The 17,067-nt window shown below is 41.4% G+C and carries 19 protein-coding genes and 3 pseudogenes; 12 read left to right on the top strand and 10 right to left on the bottom strand.

Translation table 11 applies throughout. The annotated features are described in order from the left end of the window. The 4 genes from AC5JMK_RS03785 to AC5JMK_RS03800 all read left to right on the top strand — a co-directional run. On the top strand, positions 1-888 hold an 888-nt coding region (locus AC5JMK_RS03785), incomplete at its 5' end, for an IS66 family transposase (RefSeq protein ID WP_495909420.1). 118 nt (positions 889-1,006) lie between these two features. After that, on the top strand, positions 1,007-1,237 hold the full coding sequence (locus AC5JMK_RS03790; RefSeq protein WP_026081614.1) for a DUF433 domain-containing protein: 231 nt from the start codon (positions 1,007-1,009) through the stop codon (positions 1,235-1,237). Further along, positions 1,234-1,377, top strand: a complete 144-nt coding sequence (locus tag AC5JMK_RS03795) for a DUF5615 family PIN-like protein (RefSeq protein ID WP_495909421.1) — start codon at positions 1,234-1,236, stop codon at positions 1,375-1,377. The genes AC5JMK_RS03790 and AC5JMK_RS03795 overlap by 4 nt, the downstream gene beginning before the upstream one ends. Continuing rightward, positions 1,361-1,567 (top strand): DUF5615 family PIN-like protein, encoded by a 207-nt coding sequence (locus AC5JMK_RS03800; RefSeq protein ID WP_495909422.1) that lies wholly within the window; start codon positions 1,361-1,363, stop codon positions 1,565-1,567. Before AC5JMK_RS03795 ends, AC5JMK_RS03800 begins: the two co-directional genes overlap by 17 nt. Before the next feature lie 96 nt (positions 1,568-1,663). Here AC5JMK_RS03800 and AC5JMK_RS03805 read toward each other — a convergent pair whose 3' ends face one another. Together AC5JMK_RS03805 and AC5JMK_RS03810 are read right to left on the bottom strand one after the other, a co-directional pair. Continuing rightward, positions 1,664-2,095, bottom strand: a complete 432-nt coding sequence (locus AC5JMK_RS03805; protein ID WP_495909423.1) for a nitrogenase component 1 — start codon at positions 2,093-2,095, stop codon at positions 1,664-1,666. Between the two features lie 66 nt (positions 2,096-2,161). Beyond that, positions 2,162-2,554: pseudogene (locus tag AC5JMK_RS03810) on the bottom strand (transposase); the annotation flags it as partial. Between the two features lie 17 nt (positions 2,555-2,571). Between AC5JMK_RS03810 and AC5JMK_RS03815 the strand changes: the two are divergent. From AC5JMK_RS03815 to mazF, 3 genes are all read left to right on the top strand, one after another. Continuing rightward, complete coding sequence (locus AC5JMK_RS03815; RefSeq protein WP_495909424.1) at positions 2,572-3,525, top strand: transposase; 954 nt, start codon at positions 2,572-2,574, stop codon at positions 3,523-3,525. Positions 3,526-3,982: 457 nt separating this feature from the next. Then, on the top strand, positions 3,983-4,225 hold the full coding sequence (locus AC5JMK_RS03820; RefSeq protein WP_495909425.1) for an AbrB/MazE/SpoVT family DNA-binding domain-containing protein: 243 nt from the start codon (positions 3,983-3,985) through the stop codon (positions 4,223-4,225). Next, positions 4,219-4,563 carry an endoribonuclease MazF gene (mazF, locus tag AC5JMK_RS03825; RefSeq protein ID WP_495909426.1) on the top strand — a complete coding sequence of 115 codons (345 nt, stop codon included), beginning with the start codon at positions 4,219-4,221 and terminating at the stop codon, positions 4,561-4,563. Before AC5JMK_RS03820 ends, mazF begins: the two co-directional genes overlap by 7 nt. Here the strand turns inward: mazF and AC5JMK_RS03830 are convergent. Then, positions 4,544-4,762, bottom strand: a complete 219-nt coding sequence (locus AC5JMK_RS03830) for a hypothetical protein (RefSeq protein WP_495909427.1) — start codon at positions 4,760-4,762, stop codon at positions 4,544-4,546. The two genes, mazF and AC5JMK_RS03830, sit on opposite strands and share 20 nt — an antisense overlap. A gap of 321 nt (positions 4,763-5,083) precedes the next feature. Here AC5JMK_RS03830 and AC5JMK_RS03835 point away from each other — a divergent pair, with 321 nt between their 5' ends. The 4 genes and pseudogenes from AC5JMK_RS03835 to AC5JMK_RS03850 all read left to right on the top strand — a co-directional run. Beyond that, a complete protein-coding gene (locus AC5JMK_RS03835) occupies positions 5,084-5,386 on the top strand; it encodes a BrnT family toxin (protein ID WP_495909428.1) in 303 nt (100 codons plus the stop codon). Next, positions 5,349-5,624: a BrnA antitoxin family protein gene (locus AC5JMK_RS03840; protein WP_315791194.1), complete on the top strand. Its 276-nt coding sequence runs from the start codon at positions 5,349-5,351 to the stop codon at positions 5,622-5,624. The genes AC5JMK_RS03835 and AC5JMK_RS03840 overlap by 38 nt, the downstream gene beginning before the upstream one ends. Before the next feature lie 87 nt (positions 5,625-5,711). After that, positions 5,712-6,071 (top strand): annotated as a pseudogene (locus tag AC5JMK_RS03845) (helix-turn-helix domain-containing protein); the annotation flags it as partial. A 110-nt stretch (positions 6,072-6,181) separates the two neighbouring features. Further along, positions 6,182-6,646, top strand: a pseudogene (locus AC5JMK_RS03850) (transposase family protein); the annotation flags it as partial. Between the two features lie 136 nt (positions 6,647-6,782). Here AC5JMK_RS03850 and AC5JMK_RS03855 read toward each other — a convergent pair. The 5 genes from AC5JMK_RS03855 to AC5JMK_RS03875 all read right to left on the bottom strand — a co-directional run bounded on the left by AC5JMK_RS03855 (position 6,783) and on the right by AC5JMK_RS03875 (position 13,828). Then, positions 6,783-8,954: a methyl-accepting chemotaxis protein gene (locus AC5JMK_RS03855; RefSeq protein ID WP_495909429.1), complete on the bottom strand. Its 2,172-nt coding sequence runs from the start codon at positions 8,952-8,954 to the stop codon at positions 6,783-6,785. A 108-nt stretch (positions 8,955-9,062) separates the two neighbouring features. Further along, a complete protein-coding gene (locus AC5JMK_RS03860) occupies positions 9,063-10,274 on the bottom strand; it encodes a PstS family phosphate ABC transporter substrate-binding protein (RefSeq protein WP_495909430.1) in 1,212 nt (403 codons plus the stop codon). An 830-nt stretch (positions 10,275-11,104) separates the two neighbouring features. Further along, positions 11,105-12,166 (bottom strand): ABC transporter substrate-binding protein, encoded by a 1,062-nt coding sequence (locus AC5JMK_RS03865; protein WP_495909431.1) that lies wholly within the window; start codon positions 12,164-12,166, stop codon positions 11,105-11,107. A gap of 9 nt (positions 12,167-12,175) precedes the next feature. Next, entirely contained in the window at positions 12,176-13,021 is an 846-nt protein-coding gene (locus AC5JMK_RS03870) for an ABC transporter permease (RefSeq protein ID WP_495909432.1), read from the bottom strand. Positions 13,022-13,027: 6 nt separating this feature from the next. Next, positions 13,028-13,828 carry an ABC transporter ATP-binding protein gene (locus AC5JMK_RS03875; protein WP_495909433.1) on the bottom strand — a complete coding sequence of 267 codons (801 nt, stop codon included), beginning with the start codon at positions 13,826-13,828 and terminating at the stop codon, positions 13,028-13,030. 1,275 nt (positions 13,829-15,103) lie between these two features. Between AC5JMK_RS03875 and AC5JMK_RS03880 the strand changes: the two genes are divergently transcribed. Beyond that, positions 15,104-15,913, top strand: coding sequence for a class I SAM-dependent methyltransferase (locus tag AC5JMK_RS03880; protein WP_495909434.1), 810 nt, complete (start codon positions 15,104-15,106; stop codon positions 15,911-15,913). A 9-nt stretch (positions 15,914-15,922) separates the two neighbouring features. Here the strand turns inward: AC5JMK_RS03880 and AC5JMK_RS03885 are convergent, their stop codons facing one another. Both AC5JMK_RS03885 and AC5JMK_RS03890 read right to left on the bottom strand, forming a co-directional pair. Further along, positions 15,923-16,135 carry a hypothetical protein gene (locus AC5JMK_RS03885; RefSeq protein ID WP_495909435.1) on the bottom strand — a complete coding sequence of 71 codons (213 nt, stop codon included), beginning with the start codon at positions 16,133-16,135 and terminating at the stop codon, positions 15,923-15,925. A gap of 65 nt (positions 16,136-16,200) precedes the next feature. Continuing rightward, positions 16,201-17,067, bottom strand: an 867-nt coding sequence (locus AC5JMK_RS03890) for a thioesterase domain-containing protein (protein WP_495909436.1), incomplete at its 5' end; no start/stop codon positions are given.

Genomic DNA, 17,067 nt, shown 5'->3' on the forward strand with positions numbered 1-17,067 from the left:
CTTTTTGATGAGCTTATACACACGTTTAAGCTACTTTGTCAATGCGTAAGTCCTAGTGGTTACGGAGCTTCAGTTGTGGCAATGGTGGCGCTACTGAGTGGAGTCTACCGCAATAGTCAGCGCATGGTACAAACGGCTCTGGCTGACTTGTTTAGAATCTCAATATCATTGGGAACTGTAAATACACTTCGGCTAGAAGCAAGCTATGCATTAGCAAAAAGCGTGGGTGAGAACTTTAGAGGTATTTTAAACTCAGACCGACACGGTGCGTACAACTGGGTAGACTTAGAACGTCGGCAATTATGTTGGGCACATCTGCGACGGGAGTTTATCAAAATCTCGGAACGTCCTGGGGTTTGCAAAGAATTGGGAACAGCACTTGTTAAACAACAAGAAAAGTTGTTTGAGTTATGGCATCGAGTCCGAGATGGTACTTTAACTCGTTGCGATTTTGTCAAGTTGGCTTCTGGTATTCGCCTCGAAATTAAGGCGACTTTACAGGAGGCTGCCGACTACTCCATTGGTACACGTGAAAAAACTGCTCTGGCAAAAACAGTCCGCACTTGCCGTCAACTACTCAAAGTTGAGTCTGCAATGTGGTTGTTTGTGACAACCGAAGATGTGGAACCAACGAATAATGCTGCTGAAAGAGCTATTCGTCCTGCTGTAATATGGCGACGCACCAGTTTTGGTTCTCAAACTCAGGCTGGAAGTCTTTTTGTTGCTCGGATGTTGACTGTTGTTACTACCCTCAAGTCTCAACGACGTAACCTCCTGGAGTTTATGACACAGGCTGTTGTCGCTGCTCGCGAGGGTACACCTGCTCCTTCTTTACTTCCAGAAACTACTAATTCCTCTGGAGAAGAAGACTTGTTGAAAGCTGCTTAATTTTATTGCTGAATTATTTGATTCAATACAGAAGGTCTTTGCGTTTTTTTGCATCCCCTGAACGGTTACAGTCTAAGATTGTATGAATGGCAAGAACAGAATGCCAATAATTTCAATTATGAACTACAGAAACTACATCACGATCGAACCAAATAAACGCGGTGGTAAGCCTTGTGTACGTGGCTTGCGAATTACGGTTTATGAAGTGCTTGAATACCTAGCTTCCGAGATGACCGAAGCAGAAATTCTCGATGATTTTCCCGATCTGACACGAGAAGATTTAAAAGCCTGTATTGCTTATGCTGCTGACCGTGAGCGTCGGTTTATGACTGCTCCATTATCCGTATGAAATTACTGTTTGATGAAAACTTATCGCCTAAATTGCCGAACCGTTTGAGTGATCTTTTTCCAGACTCGCTTCACGTTCGAGATGTGGGCATGAAAGCGACAATCGACCCAATAGTTTGGGATTATGCATTCATACAATGATTTGATGATTGTCTCCAAAGATGCTGACATGCACGATCTGAGCTTAGTATTTGGAAATCCACCAAAAGTCATTTGGCTTCGACTTGGAAACTGTTCGACATTACAAGTTGAGAATTTGCTGCGTCGGGAGTTTAGCGCGATCAAATTATTTTATGAAGATGAAAATTTATCGCTGCTTGCTTTATCATAATGTAGAGTTATTACCTAATAGTACTGTTGAATAATCAATAATACCACCATAGTAAAGCGATTGCTCTCATCATTCCCCAAGAGCGATCGCTAACGCCTAAGTCCAATGTATATGTTTAGAACGAAAAGCTCTATCCCAATCGTTGGCAATGACTTCCATCATGTTGATCATGCCTTCATAGCCAAAATATGGCTTGTCAAGATAAGTTTCTCTGTTAGTCGGACTAAATACATCAAAAGCAATTTTAATTCCCAACTCCTCTGCCATGTATTTTTCCCATGCCGAGCCAAGAACAGCATCAGTATCAACCTCTGTCAAAGCTTGTTTAATCTGATACCCATCAGCAGAAAATACCAAGCGAGGAGAAATACCCATACTTTGCAGTTCTTGCTCCAGAATTGAACGAGATTCACGCATTGTCGAGCGAAATAACAAGACTTCTGGAATCATCTCCAACTCTTCAAACAGCATTCTCACTAGTCCAATGCCAAGCGTGCCATCCGCAGATACCGCACCCGGATTTCTCACAAGCAGTAAAAAATCAATTTACATGACCTGATGTGAGTCATCCCAATTAAACGACTATTTTGCGCCAGGACAATGTTCCAGTCGGTTTAATGTACTTTTTCCCGCCAATATTGCAGGCTCATCCTCTATTCCAATTGTTTTTAAGACTGCTAGAGCAAACATCGGGTCATGACGTAATTCTTCGTGATCATTCAAGTCTTCATACCCCATGACCAGCCCGTATATTCGTTGTTTAATTAAACTCTCTATTGAATGGTCAATTCGATTTGGCTGACGGTAGTCTTGGAAAGACTGTGCAAACTGTGATGTGATTTGCAGTTTTCTATCTATTTCAGCAATTAAGCTCAATCCTGCATCTGATGTTACCGTCCCCCCCTGGAAATTAACTACGATGGGGCGCGACTTTTCAACTGAGAATTTGAACTGTTTTGGTGTACGATCTGTAAATACTGGGGTCATACTCTATAGCTGCTTAAATGCTTATCCTATATACATTTTCGCAGTTTTTGACCTCAATATTCGCCGGCCCCATTAGCTTGTGGGATGCTCCCTACGGGTGTGCCAGCTTTATCAAGCAAACCAGTGATATTGCCGCAGACAAGTTAATGCGTTTGCGCTCAAATCGACTGTTGTATGGTGCGCCCCCACCTTATAACGGCACTGGTCGTCCTCGCATTCATGGTGATAAATTTAAACTCAATGATTCGTCTACATGGTGGACACCTGACCAAACTATCGAGGTCAACGACACAAAAATAGGGCGATTATCTATCCGTGTGTGGTGTCATCTTCATTTTCAACAGTCCAAAGACCACTCCATGAATTTGATTCAAATTCAGCGCTTAGATGAATTTGGTGTGCCAAAAAACAAGGCTTTATGGTTGGCGTGGGTAGGACTTAAGATGCCTGCTTTATCGCATTTGGCTTGGGAAAAAGAGGAGGGATTGGTTCGAGATATCCCGACCAGCCCACGAATAAATCAGGGGGTTTTAATCCCTCCTCTTTTTCTTTTTTTCGCCTCGTTATCCTCATTTTGGCAGCTTTACTGCCGACGATTTGCCATTGACCACTGGTATCGTTTTGCCAAAGGGCGCTTGCATTGGACTTTGCCGCAACTGAGTACTCCAGAGCAGTGTCAGAGGTGGAGCGATCTTTTACCCCTGATGACTTGGCAACTTTGGCTCGCACATGCGATAGTGCATGACAATCCTTTGCCTTGGCAGAAAAAACAGTCCAAGTTGTCCCCTGGACGGGTAGCTCAGTCAATGGCAGCAGTTTTCGCCGCGATTGGTACACCTTCTATTGAACCCAAACCCCGTGGAAAGTCTCCTGGCTGGCCTGCCGGCAAACTTCGCCTGCGTAGAATTCGTTATGCTACAGTCAAAAAAAGTACTGCCAAACCGAAAAAAGAACAGCCACAGTCCGCTTGACATTTAGTTTTTCTGCTTTGAGATGTGTAACTTGTCTACTCACTGCTGCTGGGTCATTTTGTCATGCTTTAGTCTAAACTCCAGTAGAATACTTCTGGAAAAAAATCTTCTTACGACACTGGAAGAAGCGTCTGGAAGAAGACCAGCTCTATATTCCTTTGAACCACTGATGGAACTTGTAAGAGTTTAGTAGAAAATGTGTCTAACAATCACGCTGCACCGGAACGGCTCAATGTAGTCGGTTGTCTGCAAAGGTTATCTGCCTAGATTGAAGCTCTGAGAAAATGATTGATGGGATAATGCCACGGAAGCCTTTTGTAGCGACTGTAACAAGAGGCTTTGAGTAGGATGCTTGTCAAACGGATAATCCATTGCTATATTGTAGATACTCTGTATATACTTTGATTTGAAAAAAGCAGAGTATGCAGATCTGTTTCGCTAGATGGAGATTCAGACTATGGTTACGACTGTTGCAAAGTGGGGGAACAGTCTTGCTATTCGTATTCCGCAGAATTTAGCCAAAGAGATCCATTTAACCGAAGGATCTGAGATAGATCTTGGCGTAGTAGATGGAACTCTAGTAATAAAGCCCAGAAACCAAAAGCGTTACTCACTGGATGAGCTGATCAAGGAAATCACACCGGAGAATCTCCACGCTGAGATTGATAGTGGAATAGCGGTGGGGAATGAAGTTTGGTAGCACAAGCAATATATATTCCGAGCCGGGGAGACATCGTTTATCTGGACTTTGATCCAACCAAAGGGCATGAGCAGAGAGGGCATAGACCTGCTTTTGTGATCTCGCCTCTTGGTTATAACGAGAGAAGCTCTCTGGCTTTGTTTATGCCGATTACGAAACAACAAAAAGGATATCCTTTTGAGGTTCTCTTGCCATCTGGATTGAAGATCCAGGGGGTTATTCTTTCAGATCAGATCAAATGCTTAGACTGGAAGGCTCGTGTTATTCAATTTGTCGAGGTTGCACCGGAAAGTGTGATTGAGGAAGTACAAGCCAAAATCAAGCCGTTGTTGCTGTAAAAATCATTGAGCATTTGTCAGGCGTCCAACAACTGCGCTGCACTCGAACACCTAATATGGTCGGTTGAGTTGTAAAGGTTATCTGCGTCCGGTGAAAGCGAACGTTACCGCGATCGCAAAAAGTATCTACCAAAGGCGATCGCAAATCAGGATTTTTAGCCCAGAATATCGATGAGGTTTCCGGAACTATCTGAATCAAGTATAGGAACAATGATGGTTGAGCAACGTTGTATGATAATTGCTAACTTTTCCACCACACGCGTTGAGGTATCATGGCCTTGGATGGCTATGTAAGAATAGAGAAGTCACACGTTTTTCTCAGTCCTATGGCTACAGTAGACCTGTTTCCAACGTTAAGAAGTTTATCTCGCGCAGATAAATTGAAAGTACTGTATGGCGATCGCGTCATCACAAAAAGGTTATCACTGTTGTTGCCAAAGCGAACTGACAAGTCAGCGCTTGCGCTATCACCGATCAAAATGACTTGGAATAGTAGCTGTAACGACAATTTGTAACTACAATGGGATATTGTAGCTGTCGTTCAGTTATGGAATATAAATGGGATGAAGCAAAACGTCTTGCTAATCTTCGTAAACACGGCATTGATTTTACCGATGTTCCAGCTGTATTTGATGGCGATATCCTAACGGTTGAGGACGATCGCTACAGTTATGGAGAGCAGCGTTTTGTCACATTCGGTTTGTTGCAAGGGCGAGTTATTGCCGTTGTCCATACAGAACGTGAGGATTGTACCCGTATTATTTCTGCAAGAAAGGCAACGAAATATGAACAACGAACCTACTTCGAGCAACTCTCAAACTGATTGGCAACGACTGGATGCAATGAGCGATGAAGATATTGATTTATCAGAATGCCCAGAGATTACACCGTCCATGTTTGCTAAGGCAGTTGTGAGACGGGGTTTACCTGCTACAAAAACCAAGTCTCAAGTTACACTTCGCATCGATAGCGATGTATTGGAGTGGTTTAAGTCCCAAGGGCGAGGCTATCAAACACAAATCAATCAATTGCTACGAGCGTATATGGAGGCACACCAATAACAGGCAGGTTGATATTAGAACTCTTGCAAAAGTGTTTTGTGGTATAACAAAAAGTTTGGCAATTTGCGATTAGGACTTTGAGGAGCAGTGAAAATAGAGAAAGCCAAACAGCTTACTGCAAAAAAATTTAAGCGAATGACTGGAGTAAGCCGTCAAACCTTTAAGTTAATGGTTGATGTAGTGAAAGCTTCGGAAACAAAGAAAAAGAAGCCAGGTCGCCGCCCTAAACTAATTATTGAAGACCAAGTTTTAATGGTTATTCAGTACTGGAGAGAGTACCGTACTTATTATCATATTGGATTAGACTGGGGGCTGTCAGAATCAGCAGTATGTCGGACAGTTTCTAAAATTGAAAACATTTTAATTAGTTCAAGAAAATTTAGTCTACCTGGTAAGAAAGAATTATTAAAGATGTCATCACAAGAAGATTTGGTTGTAATGGATGTGATTGCATGTTGACTGAAGAAAAAGAGGGAGGCTTGATACCCCTTTATTAATATATGGGCCAATTGAGCTACTCAATTGAAGCCTCCCTCTTTTTCCAAGTTCCGTCCCTTATGGAAAGTCCTATTGAAAAACCACAGAGAGGTCAAAAGAAATTTTTTAGTGGCAAACAAGGAGAGCATACTTTAAAAACGCAAGTAGTAGTCCGCCAAAAAAGTGGTCAAGTCATCTGCTTAGGGCATGGAAATGGGAGAATTCATGATTTTAGGCTATTCAAAACCAGTGGTTTAAGATTTGGAGAATTGCTCAAAGTCATAGCAGATAAGGGGTATCAAGGGATTAGTAAAATTCATAGATTGAGTGAAACACCGATTAAAAAGCCAAGAGGTAAGAAATTAACACAAGAACAGAAGAAATATAATCGAGAAATGAATCGATTAAGAATTGTTGTTGAACACGTTAACCGTCGCCTAAAAATCTTCAATATTTTGTCTAATCAATACCGAAATCGACATCGAAGATTTGGCTTAAGGTCTAATCTTATTGCTGGAATTTATAATTACGAATTAACCCTATAAATTGGATTAAAAAATAAAATTAATCAAAGATTTTCAGTAATTATTTAATTACTGAAAAGATGTTTGCTGCCAATTTATTTAGTTAGCGATCGCCAGATAAGACCTAATCGAAAAAAATGACATTTTGCCTGCCTATTTAACCAACCTTAAAAATACCGACACTCGCTTGCAATTGTTGGGAAATTTCAAAGGTTTTTTGGAGAGATTCGGAAAGTTGGCAAGATAAATGGTTGGTCACTTCAGAAACTTTAGCAATCTCTTTGATTAACTCGGTAATATCTTCAGAGGTTTGCACTTGAGATAGTGTCACAGTAGAAATTGACTGCACTAATTGATCAATTTCGCAACAGGCATTGAAAATATTAATAAAATTCTGCTTAGTATCTTGAACCAAACGAGTTTCTTCAACTACCTGCTCCCTACCCAATTCCATAGCTTTGACTACCTCGCTGATTTCAAATTGGATATTGGCAAGAACTGTTTCAATTTCTTGGGTCGCTGCGGCACTCTGAGCTGCTAATACGGCTACTTCTTGGGTAACAACGGCAAAAGCTTGGCCACCTTCATCTGCATGTGGACGGACGGCTTCTATCCCAGCATTGATCGCTAACAAGTTAGTTTGCATGGCAATCTTGTTAAGCGATGCCACTACACAATAAATCTCTTGGGTATATTTCCCAAGACGCTGGATCTTTTTAGTAGTTTGCTCAATCGTCTGTTGCAAACTCATACTATTTTCTACAGCGAGATCTATTGTCGTGCCTCCATTACAAGCAGTGCGGGCAACAGTTGCGGTTTGGTTAGCACTTTTGGCCACAGTTTGAATTGAAACCTTCATTTGCTCCAGGAAATCTAAGGTTTTGTTGATTTGCTCTGCCTGTTTGAGAGCTTCAATTGCAAGTTGATTGGGGACTCTAGAGTTTTCGGCAATCCCCGAATCTACTTCTACTTGGATAGCGACTTGTTTGACTTGAGTAACAATCTTTTGCAAGCTTTCCAACATAGAGTTGAAAAAATCAGCGACAGTACCAATTTCTCCAGTAGTAACTTCAGCACGCACTGTCAAGTCTCCTGTTGACGCTCCTTCAATATCCTCTTGCAGTCGCAGCAGTTGCAGTCGTTGTTTTTGTTGACGTTGCTGTTGAGAAACTATTTCTGCTGCTTTGCGCCCTTTTTCAGTTTGCTCTAAAAGATTGGCTCGCTCTAAAGCCAGTCCGACTGCTCTAGCGAATTGCTCACACAAATCTATTTCCGATTGCTGCCACAAACGAGGTTGGGAACACTGATGGACAATCAACAAACCTAACAGTTGATCCCCCAGCAGAATAGGTGCCACCAAATAGGCTTTGACTGCGAGTAGTTCAAGTTGTTCAATGTCACAGTCCGATAGACCAGCTTGGTAAATGTTGTTGATTGCCATGACACGACCTTGCTGATACTTTTCGAGATCATTTTGCAAACAGGAGTCATGGATTTCTACCCCGATAGCACTAGGCAAACCAGCAATTACTGATTCAGTAATTACGCTTCCAAGCCAATTATTGTCGAATTTATAGACGATTGTTCGCTCCGTCTTCAAGGCTTTTTGGATATCGTGAACCGCCAAATTGTAGATATCTTCACAATTAAGAATTCCAGACAATTGGATAGCAAAATCCTTCAGTGCCTGTGTCGCCTCTAGTAAACTTACGCGTTCTAAGGTCAATAACTTTAATTGCTCGGCTTCGTCTGTTTGTTTTTGTAGTAGATCTTGCAGTTGGTCTGCCATGTGGTTAATATTTGAACCCAAGACAGCGAGTTCGTCTTCGCCTTCTATAGCGATTCGGGTATTAAGATTACCTTGACCCAATTCATTCACCGCTGTAGTAGCAGCTAGAATTACCTGCGTTAGGCGGTTAGCAAGAATTGCTACAATTCCACCTACCAGCAATGCTGTTACGACCGTCCCCATCTGTAATAACAGCAATAATCGTCTCTGCCTCGCCAATAAAATTTTTGTATGCGTATAATTAGCTTTATCTTGGTTAGTGTTAATAATTTTTTGTGCAACCAATTGGTTCATCAAGTAATGGCTGAGACTCCCAACTCCTAATACTGGCAAGGTGCTAACAGTAAAAGCAAACACGAGTACTTTGGTGCGTAAGCTTAACCGCCTTATACATGAAATTACACCGCTGATGCAGGGATTCTGGAAGTCTTTTTTACGTTCTATCAGAGCATTCGTTTCAGACGAAACTACAAATTTACTAGCTTGAAAATCAGCGTTTTTGGCTGAACTATTTTTCTCTACATCAATTTTCTTAACCATTCGTTTCTAATCATGAGTTTGTAGACACACATTAAAATTTTGACTCAAAAGCCTTCAACTACTAAATACAATGTATGATAGGTTGGTAGTCCAGCATGATTAATACTTTCAGCGCAAAAGCGGCACAAAACCTGAACGTTCGATGAACTGCTGACCTTCCTTAGACAGCAACATATTGGTATAGGCAACTCCAGCCTGTTCGTCGATTCTGCCGTCCCGGCGAATAGCAATAAACAAGCGGCGGCTTATAGGGTAAGTACCGTCCTGGATTGCGGCAGTGTTTATTTGTTTTCCATTATCTATAAAGGGTTGCACATACTTCTGAGAATTGCCTTTAGCTAGAGCGATGATGCGAATGGATTTTTGACCCAAAATTGGTCCACTTCCTCCAAAGGAAATTCCACCAGGAGTTGAAGAAACCTTACGAACACATTCAGTATAATCACGAATATACTGTACATTCGGACTGACTTTATCAACTTCTGGACCTAGAAGCACATGCAATAAAGTGGCAACCTTTGGTCTTGCGAAAGGTACAATCGGTAAATCTGGTCCTCCGACCTGCTTCCAATTTGTGATTTTACCCTTATAAATGTCTTGGAGTTGAATCACTGAGATTCCAGGGACATACACATCTGGATGAGTAAAGACGACAATTGCGTCGATAGCCACTGGCACCTGCTCCAAGCTAAAGCCACGCTCTTTAGCTTTGCTGTATTCAGTATCTGTAAGAGGTAAAGCAATCTGAGCAAAGCTTAATTCACCATTAAGCAGCATAGTCAGACTCTGACTGTTACCAGGTTTACCAAATCTAGGTTCAGTGTAGACTAAGCGAAAATGTGGGTGAGTTCGGGTCATAGCCTCATGTGTACCGCTAGCAGTTATAGATGCAAAGAGGACAGCCCCACCATAGTTAAATATTCCTGTAGGCACATTCGGAACTTTCTTAAAGGAATTGTAGAGTCGGATGTCGGAAGAACTGTTGCCTAAAGGACTGTTTAAACTGTTGGAGTTTGTTAGAGATTTAACTTGCTGCCAAAAAAAATAGCCTCCTACGCTAAAAGGCAACAATATCAAGGCTAGACCAAGCCAAGTAACGTAAGGTGGCAATTTAGATTTATTAGCTCTGTCGTTAGTGGGTATAGAGGCAATCACAAGGAACTTGTTACATTTCTGGCAGTGTGTAGCATCAAGAGGATTTGCATGGCTGCACCGACTACAGATCAAGTTTCCTTTAGCATTAGATTTGTTAGTATTCATCACAACTTCCGTAATTTCTATGACCAGTACAGCAGAAACAGCATTGCTGCGCTGATACAAAAGAGGACATTGAGCAGATGCATCTCCACACTAATTTTTTTAGCCAGATAACCCTAACTGCTATAATTAAGGCTTTTTCTAAGTCATAAATGCGCTTTATAAAATTAGCCAAATTCCAGCTACTTAACTCAATTTAATATATCAGTGTACGATCAAGTTGATCTTAAGAATTTTTTATCATTACCTAAGCTCGACTTTTTTTGAGAAAATGAGGAGCCAAGAGGAAGAAAGATAAGCATGGGAAAATAGGAAATAAAACCAGTGGCAGTGTGCATCTATGCCCATGAGCCTAAACTTACCCGGCGATTTTTATGGGCTAGAGAGCCGGTCTACTAATATATCTTGACAAAAACTGAATTATGTGGGTTAGGACGGAACACTTATTTTGGGTAAAATATTTTGGTCTGATTTTTAGCGATCGCATAAAAACGGAACACTAAAATGCCCAATTTTTACAACACACATATCTTGCGTTTTAGGTCAAGCACTTCTACTGGACTGGCTCTCTAGCACTTTTTCAATGTCCCATGAATCCTTTGAGATAGTAAGGCATCTGCAAATAAAAAAAATCCCAGCCTTGGCAGCAAGGCTGGGATTTTTTTTAACGGCTCCTCCCTAAAAGTACTTCGCCCTTTGTTTGAACGTTTGCGGGACATTGCTGTTTATGCTGCGTAAAAAGTTGTTCTTGTCGTATATCGTTGAAAGCATTCTAACAGTGCTAATATATCTGGCATGGGCTTTCTGTCGTGATTGAGTTGTCGTTGTGGTAAACAATAACTCTACTACCCAAAGCCCTCTTTATTTTGGCGAAGGTATTGATAGACGAGAGTTTATTTGTTCAATCTAGTCTCGCTAGCCCCGCCTAACTTCTCGATAGCTAGGGTAATAGGCTTGCGGTCTATCAGCTGATTTAGGTCAGGTTTTTTGCCTTTTAGTAACCCTAGCAGCTTCATCTTGGAAATTGTATAGGTCAGCCGTTTTTCGTCTATGCCATCATTAACAGGGAAGACCTTGTTTTTCCTCAGCAGCACATCGTAAGTCTTGTCAAGTACACTGGTGTCGAAGCCAGTGATTTTGGCAGCAATCTTGACCGTATCGGCTTTGTTTTGGTACATAAATCTATGCGCTTGAATCAAGGCAGTGAGATAGCGCACAGCAAGATCGGAGTTTCTAGCTAGCCAGTCTTTTTTTACTATGTAAGAACCATAGAAATATTCTGGCTCGACTGCATTTAGGTTGACAAGTACATGAAATCTTGAATCGCGATTCAGTATCTCAAAAACTTGCTCTGTCTGGAGTATGGCAGAGTCTATCTGTCCAGTAACCAGCGCCTGAATGTAAGATGGTGGGGAGATCGGAATATATTTTACGTCTTGGGGTGTCAATTTGGCGCTCTGGAGTACCATGCGGGTCATGACCTCGCGAAATGCGCCGAGATCCTGGACGCCAACGTTCCTGCTACGCAGATCCGCTACCGACTTAATTGTTTTGGGCGTGACCATCGAAACAGTGAGTCGGTTAGCGTAAGTGCCTATAATCACTACGTTAGCACCTGCCGATGCAGCGTTAGTGACTGGCTCAATACTAGCTCCACCGATATCAACATCGTTAGCAACCACCGCTTGTACAACTTTCACCGCCGAATCTAAGTTTTTGATGGTAACGTTCAAACCTTGTTGCTTGAAGAATCCCATCTCCTGAGCAATCGCCATATCAACGTTTGCAAAGCTGGTTTTCCCTGTTGGCAAACCAATCTCGATTGCTGTTGCTGTGAGTGCAGGTTCTGACTTAGTAGCGTTTCCAAAGGGTGTATTCTCACATGCGATGGTAAATACCGCAGAAAGTATAATGAGTACGATGAATACAGAAACTACTCGTAGCCGTCGTTGCATATTAGCCTCCTATTTATGCCGATAACGCCAAGGTGAAATGCGTACTTCTGCTACTTCCAGTAATCCAGTACTAACAATGCCAATCGCCATTAGCACAACGACAGGCACAAAGACGCGTGCAGTCTGAAATGAATGGGCATTAGAAACAATCAGGTATCCCAACCCTGAAATAGCAGTGTAGAACTCGGCAACGATGACGGCAACCAGTGCCCGACCTATCGCCAGACGAATTCCGGTCATAATGAAAGGCAATGATGATGGAACTACTAAATCGATCCAGAGTCGATATTCTGTTGAGCAAAACGAGCGTGCAACCTCAATTAACTGAGGGTCAACTTCGCGCACGCCGCGCATTGTATTGATTAGTACTGGAAATATGCTGAATAGCATTACCACAACTACTTTTGCAGATGTGCCAAACCCGAACCATAAAACAAGGATTGGTACCAGGGCAACCATAGGAGTGACGTACAGTGCCGTAATTGGGATATCTAACAGTGCAGCTGCCACCGTACTCCGACCGATGAGTAAGCCTAACGCAATGCCGCCGAGTATGCCAAGTATGAACCCTATGGCGAGTACACTTATGCTCTGACTTAAAGCCACTAGGAGCGTACCGTCAGCGATCATATCTATCGCAGCCTGGACAATGGCGGTTGGATAGGTAAAAAGGATTGGATTGGTATTTCGACCATACCATTCCCAAAGTAGAAAAATCACGATCAGTGAGATACCACGGAGCCATCCTATAAAATGGTGTTGCTTCAGGCAGGCATCAGCACGCTGGGAAGCCTTACGTCGGTACAAGGCAACCTTAGTTGGGTTGGAATTAGCTGCTGACGTCTTCAATCTCATTGTTCTTTAACTAATCGTGGGGTAATTTTTGATTTGGTAAGGCACATTACCACTACCATGTAGGGCTTCCCATATCTGGTTACGTAGCTGTGGATATGCGGCGTGAAACCGGAGATTTTGGGGAGTGCGTGGACGAGGTATCGGCACGTTCAGATCCAAGCATAATTGCCCTGTACTGCCCAGCACAACAATTCGATCGCCTAGTAAGATTGCTTCATCAAGATCGTGTGTTACTAGAATAGCTGTAGTCTGGCGACGCTGTGGGTCTTCCCATAGACGTATCAGTTCACCTTGGAGCATTTCGCGTGTAATTGCATCAACTGCACTAAATGGCTCATCAAGCAGGAGTACTTCGGGTTGCACTGCTAAGGCACGTGCAATGCCAACACGCTGTTGCATCCCGCCGGAGAGTTCATAGGGGTAGCACTGTGCAAACTCAGCCAAGCCCATGACTTCAAGTAGACGCATGGCGATGCCGTTCTCATCACGCCGACCCTGGACTGACAACCCATACTCTATGTTCGCTCGCACAGTTTTCCAAGGAAAAAGACCAAAATGTTGGAAAATCATTGCTATCCGAGAGGTAGGGCGGGTAATTGCAGCACCATCAAGGAGAATTCGACCACGAGATAGTGGCATCAAACCTGCCACCGCTCGAAGTAGGGTAGTTTTGCCACAGCCTGATGGTCCAACAATGCAGAGCAAGTCATGTTCCTGTAATGCCAGCGAAATATCTTGCACCACCAACCGTTTGCCAAAGGTGATCGCCACATGCTCAAGGAGTATCTTGGGAGTGTGTAAACTCATGCCTCATTCTTTCTGTTATGGTTGGCATCAGACGCATACTATCTGAAATCTACTGGAGTACAGCAACCGAAGACTTGTCTAATTGTTGATAAGTTTACTAAACTTAGTAAAAACCCTCTGTCTGAACGGAAATTTGTCATCCATAAGGTAGAGACAATTCGAGTATTCACTGATGTTTGTGAACTTTTTGGTAGGATGCTTATCATAATTAATCGTAAGTTGTACACCTGAAGAAATGAGGATGTCCTTACTCCCAACTGTTTGGCAAAACATGTATTCTTGAGAACGTTATTGTGACGTGGCAGAGATATTACTTGCTTGGATTAACCAGGTTTATGGGGTTGTATTAAACTGTTCTGAGGTCATACGGTGATAGTAAAATTATTTAAAGGTCAATCAAAGGATAAATACTTCTTTTTTCAATAAAATAACTACTAGTAAATTTTACACGCAGCGTATTAATAGCAGAAGATTTACCAATTTCAAGTAGTAAATAACTTAAAATTGTTAAGTGTAATTAAGAGTTGCTTGGCAATTCAATAATTCTTGATCTACATATACCATATAGCAGACATAGTTAAACATTTACATAAATTTACTTCTAACATTACTTTTATATTTCTTATCTAATGACTCAATCACGAAACTTCTTAAATTTACCATCTGGAAGATAGTATGCTTATCTTATTTAAGTAGGGCAAGCCCACGTGTAACTCGTTCCTAAGTCAATACATAACTTAGGGTGAGAACGCCAGCCCTTTCAACCCGAACAAATGAACTAATAAGAAAAAAGTTAGGGGTCAACGCCTCAAACTCGCTCCGCAAGCCTCTTTGGCAATTTGTACCCAGTAAGAACGAAACGAAAAAGGTTGAAAGTCACTCTGGACAGCTCTGTTCACGTTTTCGTTGTTCTTCTTCATGACATTTTTTAGCAGAATTCACAAGGTCGGTAAATTGCTCATAACTAATTCCCAAGAGTTGCTTGGTACGCAAGGGATATTTCTGTATATAATCGAAAGTACTAATCATTTAATTAAGTGGAGGTAGAGGGTCAATTTTACTTTCTACCATTTTTTGTACCCAAATCATATTCCGGACGTGTCTAATAATTGTGAGCTTAACGAACCGTATTGGTATATAACTACTTTTCAACACGTCTGTAACACTACCTCTATTCGTGCAACAACGCCATGACTATCTACTTTTTTATTCATGATTAGGTTTGTACAATCATCTTCAACCTGAGTCTCAATCAACTAAAAGGAATCAATAAAAATGAGTGTTTCATTTGATCGCGTTTCTGATATCTACGATGCAACACGTGGACTACCAGCTAGTATTTCTGAACAAGTTACTGACACTATCCTCAATCTAACTTCAGCAACACCGGATACCAAGTTCTTTGAAACTGGTATTGGCACTGGCAGAATAGCTTTACCCATTGTCCAAAGAGGCTATTCCTATACTGGTGTAGATATTTCAAAAAAAATGCTAGCTGAACTGCACCGAAAGTTAGAGGGTATATCCCACCGACTAACAACGGTAAAAGCAGATGCAACTTCTCTACCATTTGCAGATAACTCTTTTGATGTGGCACTTACAATTCATGTGTTTCATCTTATTTCTAATTGGCAGCAAGCACTAGCAGAAATCTGTCGAGTCTTAAAGTCGGGAGGTATTTACCTCTACAGTCACTTTAATATGGACATTAACAATGTTGATCAGGATATAAATCAAGATAAGTTTGATTTTGAGCAAAAATTGCAAGCTATCATGGCCGACTATGGTTATTCTTTACCATGCTATGGTGCAACCGAACAAGAGGTTTTGGACATTTTGCATGAACAAGGAGCAACTTTAGAAACAGTTGTAGCAGCTAGATGGCAATTTGAATTGACTGTAGGCAAATTGCTCGAACATCATCAAAACAAGGTTTATCGCCATACTTGGCATCTTCGAGATGACATTTTTGCTCGTGTTATTCAAGATTTGCGCTCTTGGTCTTTGCAACGCTACGGCTCTCTAGACTATGATTTATCTGGTGAAAGAAAGTTCAAAATAGTTGTAGTACGCAACTGGGCTTGATGATCGCTATTAGCCCTCTTCTATCACTCTTGCAAGTGAATAATATAAGCCACCAGTGAAAGCAGTGATAGCTTGTTCTAGATACTCTGGACTATCATCTTTAATGTAGTCACTATAAGTGGCTCCCAAATTAATTTGTGTACTTGCCCATTCATTAGGAAAAGCAATGCGAGTATTAAATGAATGATCGCTCGTTCTAATAATTGATGAAACAGGAGACAAAAAACAATGTCGTACTACAGACTATGTAAAACGGCAAGAATTGCCACTTTATCGTTCAAGTAACATTAATCAACTTGTTTTAGATATCCGCTCATCGCTTCTTGCAAACTTTGGATGTTAGGTTTTGCAAGCATTGTGTAGTGATCGCCAAGAATATTAATAATTTGTACTGGTTCTATTGAAAAATTTTCCCATCCTAAAGTTGGGTTGTTATGAAAAACACTACTACTTGCTCGAAACAGTATAATGCGATTAATGCTATTAATGCTATTAACAGGATTTTTCGATTTGTAGTTAAATAAGGCTTGGATATTATTCTGAAAAACTTGTAAGAGATGATGAAATTGTTGATGCTCAACATCTGGAGGTAAAAGATTAAACATTTTCGCTTGTTCCAAAAAATAATCAAGTTTTTCTTCTGGTTCAAGTTTTTTGAGGTTTGTATATAAAATATTGAGATTATTTAAATTTAAAATTTCTTTTCCAGTAGAATTAGCTATATCTTGGGCGAATTCAACTAATACCTTGTCTTGTGCATCATAATTATTAATCTGTGTGGGCTGTTTTTTGGTAATTGGTGCTTGGCTATCTAGTAAGGCGAGTAAGTCAACCTTTTGACCTTGCTTTTGTAACTGAGTCGCCATCTCAAAAGCGATTACACCGCCCATCGACCAGCCTCCTAAAAGATAAGAACCTTCTGGTTGAATAACGCGTATAGCTGCAATATATGCAGATGCCATATCTTCGATTCTGGTATAAGGCTTACATTCTCCATCAAGACCAAGCGATCGCAAACCGTAAAATGGTCTATCTAGACCAAAAGAACTGGCTAATTCGTAGTAACAAAAAACATTTCCCCCCACAGGATGAACAAAAATAGGACTTACGCATTGACAAAGTAGCTTAAACGTGTGTATAAGCTCATCAAAAAG

Source organism: Pelatocladus sp. (assembly GCF_059505505.1).

What these genes read in the sequence shown, in the direction of transcription:
- AC5JMK_RS03790 (WP_026081614.1), top strand. Translation starts at nt 1,007, where the DNA reads ATGAACTACAGAAACTACATCACGATCGAACCAAATAAACGCGGTGGT.
- AC5JMK_RS03795 (WP_495909421.1), top strand. Translation starts at nt 1,234, where the DNA reads ATGAAATTACTGTTTGATGAAAACTTATCGCCTAAATTGCCGAACCGT.
- AC5JMK_RS03800 (WP_495909422.1), top strand. Translation starts at nt 1,361, where the DNA reads ATGCATTCATACAATGATTTGATGATTGTCTCCAAAGATGCTGACATG.
- AC5JMK_RS03815 (WP_495909424.1), top strand. Translation starts at nt 2,572, where the DNA reads ATGCTTATCCTATATACATTTTCGCAGTTTTTGACCTCAATATTCGCC.
- AC5JMK_RS03820 (WP_495909425.1), top strand. Translation starts at nt 3,983, where the DNA reads ATGGTTACGACTGTTGCAAAGTGGGGGAACAGTCTTGCTATTCGTATT.
- AC5JMK_RS03835 (WP_495909428.1), top strand. Translation starts at nt 5,084, where the DNA reads ATGGGATATTGTAGCTGTCGTTCAGTTATGGAATATAAATGGGATGAA.
- AC5JMK_RS03840 (WP_315791194.1), top strand. Translation starts at nt 5,349, where the DNA reads ATGAACAACGAACCTACTTCGAGCAACTCTCAAACTGATTGGCAACGA.
- AC5JMK_RS03855 (WP_495909429.1), bottom strand. Translation starts at nt 8,954, where the DNA reads ATGGTTAAGAAAATTGATGTAGAGAAAAATAGTTCAGCCAAAAACGCT.
- AC5JMK_RS03865 (WP_495909431.1), bottom strand. Translation starts at nt 12,166, where the DNA reads ATGCAACGACGGCTACGAGTAGTTTCTGTATTCATCGTACTCATTATA.
- AC5JMK_RS03870 (WP_495909432.1), bottom strand. Translation starts at nt 13,021, where the DNA reads ATGAGATTGAAGACGTCAGCAGCTAATTCCAACCCAACTAAGGTTGCC.
- AC5JMK_RS03875 (WP_495909433.1), bottom strand. Translation starts at nt 13,828, where the DNA reads ATGAGTTTACACACTCCCAAGATACTCCTTGAGCATGTGGCGATCACC.
- AC5JMK_RS03880 (WP_495909434.1), top strand. Translation starts at nt 15,104, where the DNA reads ATGAGTGTTTCATTTGATCGCGTTTCTGATATCTACGATGCAACACGT.